This window comes from Cellulomonas sp. ACRRI (assembly GCF_022346185.1).
Classification (GTDB): domain Bacteria; phylum Actinomycetota; class Actinomycetes; order Actinomycetales; family Cellulomonadaceae; genus Cellulomonas.
In genome coordinates, this window is the sequence record NZ_JAKRMS010000133.1 from 1 (window position 1) to 11,810 (window position 11,810).

General features: G+C 75.4%; 9 protein-coding genes. 3 read left to right on the forward strand and 6 right to left on the reverse strand.

Annotated features, from left to right (window positions below; genetic code table 11):
* Nucleotides 1-65: 65 nt before the first annotated feature.
* From MHY85_RS17800 to MHY85_RS17820, 5 genes are all read right to left on the reverse strand, one after another.
* Nucleotides 66-707: a DegV family protein gene (locus tag MHY85_RS17800; RefSeq protein WP_239198920.1), complete on the reverse strand. Its 642-nt coding sequence runs from the start codon at nucleotides 705-707 to the stop codon at nucleotides 66-68.
* A gap of 188 nt (nucleotides 708-895) precedes the next feature.
* On the reverse strand, nucleotides 896-3,859 hold the full coding sequence (gene leuS / locus MHY85_RS17805) for a leucine--tRNA ligase (protein WP_374233995.1): 2,964 nt from the start codon (nucleotides 3,857-3,859) through the stop codon (nucleotides 896-898).
* Nucleotides 3,860-3,918: 59 nt separating this feature from the next.
* Nucleotides 3,919-5,154, reverse strand: a complete 1,236-nt coding sequence (locus tag MHY85_RS17810; protein WP_239198923.1) for an MFS transporter — start codon at nucleotides 5,152-5,154, stop codon at nucleotides 3,919-3,921.
* 156 nt (nucleotides 5,155-5,310) lie between these two features.
* Nucleotides 5,311-6,045 (reverse strand): metal-dependent transcriptional regulator, encoded by a 735-nt coding sequence (locus MHY85_RS17815; RefSeq protein WP_239198926.1) that lies wholly within the window; start codon nucleotides 6,043-6,045, stop codon nucleotides 5,311-5,313.
* Between the two features lie 127 nt (nucleotides 6,046-6,172).
* On the reverse strand, nucleotides 6,173-6,949 hold the full coding sequence (locus MHY85_RS17820; RefSeq protein WP_239198929.1) for an LLM class F420-dependent oxidoreductase: 777 nt from the start codon (nucleotides 6,947-6,949) through the stop codon (nucleotides 6,173-6,175).
* A gap of 119 nt (nucleotides 6,950-7,068) precedes the next feature.
* On the opposite strand from MHY85_RS17820, the gene MHY85_RS17825 reads away from it, so the two are divergent.
* From MHY85_RS17825 to MHY85_RS17835, 3 genes are all read left to right on the forward strand, one after another.
* Nucleotides 7,069-8,121 (forward strand): hydroxymethylglutaryl-CoA reductase, encoded by a 1,053-nt coding sequence (locus MHY85_RS17825; RefSeq protein WP_239198932.1) that lies wholly within the window; start codon nucleotides 7,069-7,071, stop codon nucleotides 8,119-8,121.
* A 229-nt stretch (nucleotides 8,122-8,350) separates the two neighbouring features.
* Nucleotides 8,351-9,550: a hydroxymethylglutaryl-CoA synthase gene (locus MHY85_RS17830; protein ID WP_154730316.1), complete on the forward strand. Its 1,200-nt coding sequence runs from the start codon at nucleotides 8,351-8,353 to the stop codon at nucleotides 9,548-9,550.
* 17 nt (nucleotides 9,551-9,567) lie between these two features.
* Entirely contained in the window at nucleotides 9,568-9,990 is a 423-nt protein-coding gene (locus tag MHY85_RS17835) for a hypothetical protein (RefSeq protein WP_239198935.1), read from the forward strand.
* On the opposite strand, the gene MHY85_RS17840 is transcribed toward MHY85_RS17835, so the two are convergent.
* Nucleotides 9,991-11,810 (reverse strand): hypothetical protein (locus tag MHY85_RS17840; protein ID WP_308191428.1); only part of this gene is annotated, 1,820 nt, incomplete at its 5' end.

An 11,810-nucleotide genomic window follows, 5' to 3' on the forward strand; every position in this document is an offset into this window, starting at 1 on the left:
GTTCCGCGACGGCGTCGACCTGACCCCGGCCGGGTTGGTCGCGGCGCTCGACGCAGGGCGCCGCGTCACGACCTCCCAGCCGCCGCCCGCCGGGTCCGCACCCGCTCGGCGACCTCGATCCGCCCGTCGCGCAGCACGAGCACCGGCCGCAGCCCGAGCACCGTCCCGAACGCGGCCGCGGCGGCGGACAGCCGCCCGCCGCGACGCAGGTGGTCCAGCGAGTCCACCACGAACCACGCCGCGGTCGACCGCCCGACCTGCTCGGCGGCCCCCGCCACGGACGCGCCGTCGGCGGGCCCCCAGACGGTGCCGCGCGCCGCCTCCGCGGCGGCCAGGGCGGCGAAGCCGAGCCCGAGCCCGGCGCTCCGCGAGTCGACGACGTGCACCGGCAGGGGCGCGAGCTGCGCGGCCAGGCCGGCGGCGCGCACGGTGCCGGACAGCTCGCCGGACAGGTGCACGGACACCACCTCGGCGGCCCCGCGGGCGGCGGCGGCCTCGTAGGCGGCGGCGAACGCGGCGGGCGGCGGCTGGGAGGTCGTGACGCGGCGCCCTGCGTCGAGCGCCGCGACCAACCCGGCCGGGGTCAGGTCGACGCCGTCGCGGAACCGCTCGCCGTCGGCCGCCACGTCGAGCGGGACGACGTCGATCCCCCACTCGGCGGCGTCGGCCGCCGTCAGGCAGGACGTCGAGTCGGTGACGACGACCACCCGGGGCGGGGCGGGCGTCGCCGGCTCGGGCTCGCCCCCCGCCCGCGGACCGCGCCAAAGCCGGCGTGCGACGCGCTCGGCCCACGCGGCCGGGGCCACCGCGACCCGCAGCGCTCCGCCGCGCGCGGCGCCGCTCCCCGCCCCCGCGTCGTGCGCGGCGGGCGGGGCGTCGGCACCTCCGGGCAGCGTCAGGCCGGCACCACGTTGACGAGCTTCGGCGCCCGGACGATCACCGTGCGCACGTCACGCCCGGCCATCGCCCGCTGGACGCCCGGGTCGGCCAGCGCGAGCTCGCGCAGCGTGGCCTCGTCGGCGTCGGGCGCGACCTCGGCCCGCCCGCGGACCTTGCCCTGCACCTGGAACACGCAGGTCACGGACTCCTGCACCAGGTACTGCGGGTCGACCGCCGGGAAGGGCTCGTGCGCGAGCGAGCGCTCGTGGCCCAGGCGGGACCACAGCTCCTCCGCCAGGTGCGGGGCCACGGGCGCGGTCATGAGCACCAGCTGCTCGGCGACCGTCCGCGGCACGGCGGGCAGCGAGGTCAGGTGGTTGTTCAGGACGATGAGCTTGGCGATCGCGGTGTTGATCCGCATGCCCTGCATGTCCTCGCCGACCTCGGCGATGGTCCGGTGCAGCACGCGCAGCGTCTCGACCGTCGGCTCCTCGTCGACCACGGTGACCTCGCCGGTCTCCTCGGACACGACGTTGCGCCACACGCGCTGCAGGAACCGCTGCGCGCCGACGACGGCTCGGGTCTCCCACGGGCGGGACAGGTCGAGCGGGCCCATCGACATCTCGTAGACGCGCAGGGTGTCCGCGCCGTACTCGGCGTACATCTCGTCCGGGGAGACGGCGTTCTTCAGCGACTTGCCGATCTTGCCGTACTCGCGGAACACCTCCTCGCCGTTCCAGGTGAAGCCGGACTCGACGGACTCGTCCTCGACCACCTCGGCGGCCGGGACGTACACACCCCGCGCGTCGGTGTAGGCGTACGCCTGGATGTAGCCCTGGTTGAACAGCTTGTAGAAGGGCTCGCGGCTGGAGACGTGGCCCAGGTCGTAGAGCACCTTGTGCCAGAACCGCGCGTACAGCAGGTGCAGCACGGCGTGCTCGACGCCGCCGACGTACAGGTCCACGCCGCCGGCGCCGTGGGTGTCCCCGGGGTTGTGGCCCGGGCCCATCCAGTACCGCTCGAGCGCGGGGTCGACGACCTGGCCGGTCGCGTGCTGCGGGTCCAGGTAGTGCAGGTAGTACCAGCACGACCCGGCCCAGTTCGGCATGGTGTTGGTGTCGCGGCGGTACACCTTCGGGCCGTCGCCCAGGTCGAGCGTGACGTGCACCCAGTCGTCGTTGCGGCTCAGCGGCGCCTCGGGCGAGGAGTCGGCGTCGTCGGGGTCGAAGGTGCGCGGGGCGTAGTCCGGCACGTCCGGCAGGTCGACGGGCAGCGACTGCTCCGGGATGGCGATGGGCAGGTCGTTCTCGTCGTAGACGATCGGGAACGGCTCGCCCCAGTACCGCTGGCGGCTGAACAGCCAGTCGCGCAGCCGGTAGGTCGTGGTGCGGGACCCGGCGCCGCGCTCGGCCAGCCAGTCGACGATCCGCGTCTTCGCCTCGGCGACGGACAGGCCGTCCAGGCTGATCTCGTCGTTCGACGAGTTGATGATCGCGCCGTCGCCGGTCCAGGCGCCCTCGTGGCCCTCCGGCGGCTGCACGGTGTGCACGACGGGCAGGCCGAACGCCTCGGCGAACGCGAAGTCGCGGGTGTCGCCGCCGGGGACGGCCATGATCGCGCCGGTGCCGTAGCCCATGAGGACGTAGTCGGCGATGAACACGGGCAGCTGGGCGCCGTTCACCGGGTTCAGCGCGTAGCCGCCGGTGAACACGCCGGTCTTGCGGCCGGCGTCGGCCTGGCGCTCGACGGCGGTCTTGGCGGCGGCCTCGCGGCGGTAGGCGGCGACGGCCTCGGCCGGGCTCGCGGCGCCCCCGCGCCACGCCTCCGGCACGTCCTCGTCCCAGGCCGGCTCGGAGTCGGCGACGATCGCGTCGACCAGCGGGTGCTCGGGCGCCAGGACGACGTAGGTCGCGCCGAACAGCGTGTCGGGGCGGGTGGTGAAGACGGTCAGCGGCTCGTCGGCGTCGGTGACCTCGAAGTCGACGTGCGCGCCCTCGGACCGGCCGATCCAGTTCCGCTGCATCGCGGTGACCTTCTCCGGCCAGTCGATCAGCGCCAGGTCGTCGGCCAGGCGGTCGGCGTACGCGGTGATCCGCATGTTCCACTGCCGCAGCGTGCGCTGGAACACCGGGAAGTTGCCGCGCTCGGACCGGCCGTCGGAGGTGACCTCCTCGTTGGCCAGCACGGTGCCCAGGCCCGGGCACCAGTTCACCGGCGTCTCGGAGACGTAGGCCAGGCGCTGCGCGTCGACCACGCGGCGGCGCTGCACGGCGTCCAGGTCGGCCCACGCGGCGCCGTCGGGCACCCCGTCGATCCCGTCCGGCACGGCGCGGGCGCCCGACTCGTACGCCTCGACCAGCGTCGACACCGGCCGCGCCGCGCCCGTGCCGCCGTCGGGACGCACGGCGTCCTCGTCGTACCAGGACTCGAAGATCTGCAGGAAGATCCACTGCGTCCAGCGCACGTAGTCCGGGTCGATCGTCGCGAACGACCGGCGCGGGTCGTGCGCCACGCCCAGGCGCTTGAGCTGGCGCGCCATGATCTCGATGTTCGCCTCGGTGGTCGTGCGCGGGTGCTGGCCCGTCTGCACCGCGTACTGCTCGGCGGGCAGGCCGAACGCGTCGTAGCCCAGGGCGTGCAGCACGTTGTCGCCCTGCATCCGACGGAACCGCGCGACGACGTCGGTCGCGATGTAGCCCAGCGGGTGGCCGACGTGCAGGCCCGCGCCCGACGGGTACGGGAACATGTCCATCACGAAGAACGGCCGCGCGCCCTCGCGGGCGTTCGCGCCGTCGCCGTCGGTCAGCGCGCTGCCGACCGGGTTGGCCGCGAAGAACGTGCCCCGCTCGACCCACTCGTCCTGCCACCGGAGCTCGATCTGCTGGGCGAGCTCGGCGGTGTACCGGAACGGCACGTCCTGGCCGCCGGCGGTGGCCGGGGCGGAGGCGGGGTCGGGCTGGGTGCTGGCGGGCGACGTCACCGGGGAAGTCTATCGACGCGCGCACGTCCTCCGGACGCCGGGGCGAGCGCCCCGGCCGCTCAGGCGGTCCGGCGCCCGGCCCGCGCCCCGCCCAGGGTCGCCGCCGAGATGGCCAGGCCGACCACGGTCAGCCCCGCCCCGACCCAGGCCGGCGCGACGTAGCCGAGCCCGCCCGCGATCACGAGCCCGCCGACCCACGCGCCGAACGCGTTCCCGGCGTTGAGCGCGGAGTGGCACAGCGCCGCACCGAGCGACGGCGCCGACGGCGACAGGTCCATCAGCCACGCCTGCAGCGACAGCCCGAGCACCTGCGTCGTCACCCCCAGGAGCACGATCGCCAGCACGCCGGGCACGACCCACTGCGCGAGCACCGCGATCAGCACGAGCGCGACGATCGTCGCCGCGAACCCGAGCAGCACGGTCCGGGCCACCGACCGGTCCGCCAGGCGGCCACCGAGGAGCGTCCCGGCCGTCATCCCGACGCCGAACAGCGCGAGCACCACGGGCACCGTCGCCTCGGCGATGCCGGTGACCTCGGTCAGCAGCGGCGACACGTAGGAGTACACGGCGAACATGCCGCCGAACCCGATCGAGCCCGCCGCGCACGCCACCCACAGCCGCCCGTTGCGCAGCGCCCCGAGCTCCGCGCGCACCGTCGCGCCGTCGCGCACCGGCAGGCCGGGCAGGAACCGCAGCAGCGCCAGCAGGGTCAGCGCGCCGAGCACGCCCACGGCGACGAACGCCACCCGCCAGCCGAACACCTGGCCCAGGACCGTCGACAGCGGGACGCCCACGACGTTCGCGATCGTCAGGCCGGCCATCATCGTGGCGACCGCCTGCCCGCGCCGCCCCGGCCCGGCGACGTGCGCGCCCATGACCGCGCCGACGCCGAAGAACGCGCCGTGCGGGAGGCCCGCGACGAACCGCGCCGCCACCAGCCAGCCCAGCGAGGGCGCGAGCGCCGAGAGCACGTTGCCGACGGTGAACGCCGCCATGAGGATCAGCAGGAGCCGCCGGCGGTCCATCCGGGCCGCCATCGTGGTCAGCAGCGGCGCCCCGACGACGACGCCCAGCGCGTACGCGGTGATCGCGTGGCCGGCCTCGGGGATCGTGCCGTCGAGGTCCTCGGCGATGAGCGGCAGCAGGCCCATCGTCGCGAACTCGGTGGTGCCGATCGCGAACCCGCCGAGCGCCAGGGCCAGCAGCGGCAGCCGGGCGCGGCGGCGGACCAGGTGCGGGTCCAGGACCACGTCGGTGTCGACGGCGGGCCCGGTGCCCGGCGTGCTCGTGTGCATGTGCGGCTCCCCGCGGTCGTCGTCGGTGGACCGCGTGGAACCCGGCGGCAAGAGCGCCGGGTGCGGCGGCCCGTCCCGGCAGACCGCGTCGGCGAGGAGTCCGGTGCCGCCAGCCTACCGGCCGGTCGGGTCCGTCCCGGGTGGCGGCGGCGCGCGTCAGGGGGTGTCGAGCAGCACCCAGATCGCGCGCGCGGCGACCTCGCCGAGCTCGACCGGTCGGGGCTCAGCGGCGGCGCCCACGGCCTCGGCCGCCGCGTCCGCGGCCGACCCGCCGGCGACAGGCAGCACCCGCACCGCGGTCATCCCGGCGAAGTCGCGGCGTTCGACGACCTCGACCCGGGCGTCCAGCACCACGCCCACCGAGGCGAGGTAGCGCAGCAGGCCGGGGTCGGCGTCGGAGATGCGGGCGATCCGGCCCGACCCCGAGGTGAGCTCCCAGAGCATGTCCGCGGCGGGCGTCGGCACGGTGCCGTCGGGCGCCGGGATGGGGTCGCCGTGCGGGTCGCGGGTCGGGTGGCCCAGGCGGGCGTCGATCCGCTCGACCATGAGGTCCGAGACGGCGTGCTCCAGCACCTCGGCCTCGTCGTGCACCTCGTCCCAGGCGTAGCCGAGCTCGCTGACCAGGAACGTCTCGATCAGCCGGTGCCGGCGGACGACCTGCACCGCGTGCCGGACGCCCTCGTCCGTGAGCGTGATGGCCGCGTACGGCGCGTGCTCCACCAGGCCCTGGTCGGCGAGCCGGCGCACGGTCTCCGACACCGTCGACGCCCCGACGCCGAGCCGCTCGGCGAGCATCTTCGTGGTCACCGGCGCCGTCGACCACTCGCGCGCGGTCCAGACGACCTTCAGGTAGTCCTGGGCCACGGGGGTCAGGTCGCTGGTCTCGCTCACGCCGACAAGGTTAGGGCCCGCGGCCGGCACCCACCCGCGTCGCACCCGCCGAGGTCGTCGGTTCCGTCCGCTGCGGGCGGTGCGGAACCGACGACCTCGGGCGGAACCGACGACCTCGCGGCCGCGGTCAGGCCTGCGCGTCGCGCCAGGCCACCCACTGCTCGACCAGGGACAGGTCGTAGTCCGGGCCGCCGACGCCGACCGTGAACAGGGTCACGCCCGCCTCGACCAGCGGCGCGGCCACCTCGGCGGGCGGCGCGCTCACCCCGACGCTGCGCTCGACCAGCGACGCGGTGTCCCGGCCGACGGCCGCGCCGTGCTCGTCGAGGATCGCGCTCTTGCGGGTCAGCGTGTCCAGGTCGCCGAACGAGTGCCACACGTCGGCATGCTCGGCCACGACGCGCAGCGTCTTCCGCTCGCCGCCACCGCCGATGAGGATCGGGATGTCGCGGGTCGGCGCCGGGTTGCCCGCCGCGAGCCGGGCCTTGATCCGCGGCAGGGCCGAGGCCAGCTCGGCGATCCGGGTGCCCGGGGTGCCGAACTCGTAGCCGAACTGGTCGTAGTCCTTCTCGAACCAGCCGGCGCCGACGCCGAGGATCAGGCGGCCGCCGCTGATGTGGTCGACCGTGCGGGCCATGTCCGCCAGCAGCTCGGGGTTCCGGTACGAGTTGCAGGTCACCAGGGCGCCGATCTGCACCCGGCTGGTCTGCTCCGCCCAGGCGCCGAGCATGGTCCAGCACTCGAAGTGCTTGCCGTCCGGGTCGCCGTAGAGCGGGAAGAAGTGGTCCCAGTTGAAGATCACGTCCACGCCCAGGTCCTCGGCGCGGCGGACCGCGTCCCGGATCTGCGCGTAGTCGGCGTGCTGGGGCTGGATCTGGACTCCGATGCGGAGCGGTCGCGTCATGGGTGCACCGTACGTCCGCGCGGACCGGCGTGCGCCCGGCGTCTACGCTGGCCGTCGCGCCGCACCGCGCGCACCACCGCGCCCGGCCGCGCGCCCGCACCCGATCCCCGGAGGTCCCCATGCCCGCCGCCGACACGTCCGCGCCGATCCCCCTGCGCTGGGTCGGACCCCTGCGGATCAGCGGCAACGTGATGTCCGGCGAGACCGAGGTGCCGCTGGCGACGTACGAGTCGCCCCTGTGGCCGAGCGTCCGCCGCGGCGCCCGGCTGTCGACGATGGTCGAGGGCGGGATCAAGGCCACGCTGGTCGACGAGCGGATGTCCCGGTCGGTGCTGCTGGAGGCCGACGACGCCGAGGCCGCGCTCGCCGCCTGGCAGCACCTGTCCGCCCGGCGCGAGGAGCTCGCGGCGGTGGTCGCCACCACCAGCCGGTTCGCCCGCCTGATCGACCTGCACGTGCAGATCGCCGCGAACCTGCTGTTCGTGCGGTTCGAGCTCACCACCGGCGACGCGTCGGGGCACAACATGGTGACCAACGCGGCCGACACGCTCATGGACCACGTGCTCGCGACCGTCCCGGGCGTCCGGTACGGCTCGATCTCCGGCAACTTCTGCTCGGACAAGAAGGCCACCGCGGTCAACGGCATCCTCGGGCGCGGCAAGAACGTCGTCACGGAGATCGTGCTGCCGCGCCGGCACGTCGAGCGGTTCCTGCACACCACGCCCGAGGCGATCGTCCAGCTGAACATCCGCAAGAACCTGATCGGCACGATGCTCGCGGGCGGCCTGCGGTCGGCGAACGCGCACTACGCGAACATGCTGCTGGCCTTCTACCTGGCGACGGGCCAGGACGCGGCGAACATCGTCGAGGGCTCGCAGGGGCTGACCCACGCCGAGGTGCGCGACGGCGACCTGTACTTCTCCTGCACGCTGCCGAACCTCATCGTCGGCAGCGTCGGCAACGGCAAGGGCCTCGACTTCGTCGAGGAGAACCTGACCCGGCTGGGCTGCCGCGAGCAGCGCGAGCCCGGCGACAACGCCCGCCGGCTCGCGGTGCTGTGCGCGGCGACCGTGCTGTGCGGCGAGCTGTCGCTGATGGCGGCGCAGACCAACCCGGGCGAGCTGATGGCCGCCCACCTCACCCTCGAGCGGGGCGCGCCCGCGAAGGGCTGACCTCGGCGTGATCGTGACCACGTTCACGAACGGGATGATTCCGGGCACCGTCGGCGTTCGGTGAGGAGCAGGTGAAGAGTCCCGACGCTCGCTGGTCGGTGCTCGCACGCAGGGCTACAGTCGTCCGGGCCTCGCGTGACCGCCGACGACGGCGGGCCGCACCGCAGGGCCCGTCACCACGCCGGGTCACCGCCCGCGGACGTCCAGCCCGAGAGGATCCCACCCCGACATGCAGCTCGGCATCGACGACCTGGCGTTCGCGACCGCGGGCCGGTACCTCGACCTGGCGGACCTGGCGCCCGTGCACGGCGTGGAGCCCGCGAAGTACACGGTGGGCCTCGGCCAGGACCGGATGAGCGTGTGCGCCCCGGACGAGGACGTCGTGACGCTGGCCGCGGCCGCCGCGCTCCCCCTGGTGGCGGACCTCGCCGACGACGAGCGCGCCGCGATCCGCACGGTGCTGCTCGCGACGGAGAGCGGCATCGACCAGTCGAAGTCGGCCGGCGTGTACGTGCACCGGCTGCTCGGGCTGAACCCCGCCGCGCGCGTCGTCGAGCTCAAGCAGGCCTGCTACTCCGGCACCTCGGCGCTGCAGATGGCCCTCGCGCTCGTCGCCCGGAACCCCGAGCAGAAGGTCCTCGTGATCTGCTCCGACGTGGCCCGGTACGACGTCGGCTCGTCCGGCGAGCCGACCCAGGGCTGCGGCGCGGTCGCGATGCTGGTCACGGCGAACCCGCGGCTGGTCGCGATCGAACCGGTCTCCGGCCTGCACACCACCGACGTCATGGACTTCTGGCGCCCGAACTACCGCACGACCGCGGTCGTCGACGGCCGGCTGTCGCTGCGCGCCTACACCGACTCCCTCACGGGCGCCTGGCAGGACTTCCGCGCCCAGGGCGGCGCCGAGTTCGGAGACATCGACGCGTTCGTCTACCACCAGCCGTTCACCAAGATGGCGGTCAAGGCGCACGCGCACCTGACCCGCCTGGTCGGCGCCCCGCGGGACGCCGAGGTGATGGACGCGCAGATCGCCGACACCCTGCGGTACAACCGCGAGATCGGGAACTCCTACACCGCGTCGATGTACATCGGCCTCGTGTCGCTGCTCGACCACGCCGCCGAGGACCTGGCCGGTGCCCGGATCGGGTTCTTCTCCTACGGCTCGGGCGCCGTCGGCGAGTTCTTCACCGGCGTGGTCCAGCCCGGCTACCGTGCGCGGCTGCGCACCGCCGCGCACCGCCGGCTCCTCGACGAGCGCGACCGGGTGTCGCACGCCGAGTACGCGCGGATCGTCGCGCCGGTGAACCCCGTCGACGGCGGTGACCACGACGTCGAGCGGCTGACGCGCGGCCCGTTCCGGCTCGCGGCGATCACCGGGCACCAGCGGGTGTACGAGCGCACCGAGGCCGCCTCGGCCGCGGTGGCCTGACCGGCGCGGGAGACGGCATGGCGGGGCGGCGCGTCGGGGACGAGGTCGCCGACGCGCTCGCCGCGCGCCTCGAGCACCCCGGTCACGCCCACGTGCGCCTCGGTCGTCAGCGGCTCGCGCCGCCCACCCGGCTGCTCGCGCTCGAACTGGCGGGCCCGGGCTGGACGGTGTCGCTGGCGGTCGGCGACGACGGCTGGGCCACCCTCGCCACGGGCGGCGTGCCGCTCGCGGAGCGCGACGTCTCCGAGGGGGTGGCCGGGTTCGTCGACGGGACCGTGCTGCCCCTGGTCGCGGCGCTGGACAGCGGCGCGATCGCGATCGAGCGCCGGCACGACCGCGGGGGCCGGCTGCGCAGCGCCACCGTGACGTTCGCCGGCAGTCCCCCGGCCGGGCTGCTGCCCGTGCACCGCTACCGGGCGCTGCCCGGCGCCCGCGGCTGACTACTGGTAGGTCACCAGGTCCGGCACCGGCTGCACCGCGTAGGTCTGCGCCGGGTCGAGCATCGGTGTGTCCTCGTCGTAGAAGTTCTTCCAGCCCCAGTGCACGTCCGGGGCGCCCTGGTGCAGCGTCGCCCAGGTCCCGGCCTTGGCGGGCTGGGAGCCCTGCCCGTCGGCGTGGATGATCATCGCGAGCTCGTCGTGGCCGGTGTGCAGCCGCTCGCGGTCGGTGATCATCCGCAGCGAGAACTGGTGCAGCAGGAACATCTTCTGCGGCAGCGCGCGGTCGCGCGTGAAGGTGGCGAGCCAGTCGGCGGTGGCGTTCACCTCGTCGATGCCGACGGAGCCGATCTGCCGCAGGTGCACCTGGTCGGGCGCGAGCCGCCACTCGGGGTCGAGCGCCAGCCCGACGTGCGGGTACTCCAGCAGCTCGGCGTACCGCTGCGCCTGGGTGAGGAAGTCCGTGCGGCCGGGCTGCAGGTCGATGACGACCGCCTGCCCCGCCTCCTGGGCCGCCTCGACCAGCGGGCGCAGCTCGTCCACGGACCGGCCCCGGGAGTACGAGCCGTCCGGCTCGGGGGCGGCCGACGCGATGGTGGCGATGATCTCGAGCGTCGGCACGACGGTGTCCGCGGTCAGCGCCCGGTAGGGGGCGGCGGTCTGCTCGGCCCGGGCGATCGTGGCCGGCACGTCCTGCTCCCCCAGCACGCCGAGCGCGGGGGTGCCGGGGGTGCCGTAGAGCGCGACGTACCGCTTGCCGTCGACGCCCGGGGCCGCCGCGGGGTCCGGGAACACCAGCTGGCCGCCGCCGCGCAGCTCGACGCCGGTCGCGGCGCTGGCGACCCGCGGGCCCAGCCGGGCGGCGTCGCCGAACGACGAGCCGACCGCGACGACCGTCTCCACGCCCGTGAGCGCCCGCACGGCGGCGGAGGTGGCGCGGGGGTCCGCCCCGGGCACGTCGACGACGGGCAGACCCGCGGCGCGGGCGGACGCGGCGGCGACGGCGGTGCCCGCGGGGGCGGCGTGCGTGTCCACGAGCAGGGCGGCGGCGTCGACGGCCGCCGGGCGCTCGATCGTGGTGGTCGGAAGGCCCAGGACGTCGCGCTGCCCCGGGGAGGCGTCGGGCGAGCCGGCCGGCCTCGCGGTCTCCGGCTCGCGACCCGCGTCGGTCGGCCCGGCGCCCGGGGTGCCGGACGGGGACGCCGTCGGGGCCGCGCCGTCGTCGGCCCGCGCCGCGCCCAGCAGGAGCGCCGGCTCCGGACCGGCGAGCGCCGCGACCGCGGCGACCAGCCCGCCGTCGTCGACCTCCTGCTCCTCCCCCACGTCGAGCCCGAGGTCGGCCAGCGCGGGGTCCGCGGCGTCGACGCCGTAGGTGCGCAGCCCGTCCGGCAGGTCGGCGGCCAGCGCGGCGCGCCCGTCCGGGTCGTCGTCGACCACGACGACGTCGGTGGTGCCGAGGCGGTCCAGCTCGTCGGCCACGCCGGCGCCCGCGACCAGCACCGGCGAGCCGAGCCCCACGGCCGCGGTGGCGGCGGGGGCGACGACCGCCGGGGCCTCGTCGGCGACCAGCACCGCCACGGGCGCCTCGGCGAACAGCGCGGCGCTCACCGCGAGCGCCGTCCCCGCCGCGGTCCCGTCCGGCACGACCGTGGCCGGGGCGTCGGGCACCGTCACGGCCGACCGCAGCGCCACCGCCGACGGGACCGCGTCGGGGGTGGCGCCGTCGGTCGCCCCTCCGGTGCACGCGGAGAGCACGCCGAGGGCGGCGAGCGCGGCGACGGCACGCCGCGGGCGGAGCCCCCGAGGCCGGGTCGGACGGGTCG

Bases quoted from the DNA above. Each gene is read 5' to 3' on its own strand.
- MHY85_RS17820 (WP_239198929.1), bottom strand. From the start codon at position 6,949: ATGACGCGACCGCTCCGCATCGGAGTCCAGATCCAGCCCCAGCACGCC.
- MHY85_RS17825 (WP_239198932.1), top strand. From the start codon at position 7,069: ATGCCCGCCGCCGACACGTCCGCGCCGATCCCCCTGCGCTGGGTCGGA.
- MHY85_RS17835 (WP_239198935.1), top strand. From the start codon at position 9,568: ATGGCGGGGCGGCGCGTCGGGGACGAGGTCGCCGACGCGCTCGCCGCG.
- MHY85_RS17810 (WP_239198923.1), bottom strand. From the start codon at position 5,154: ATGCACACGAGCACGCCGGGCACCGGGCCCGCCGTCGACACCGACGTG.
- MHY85_RS17830 (WP_154730316.1), top strand. From the start codon at position 8,351: ATGCAGCTCGGCATCGACGACCTGGCGTTCGCGACCGCGGGCCGGTAC.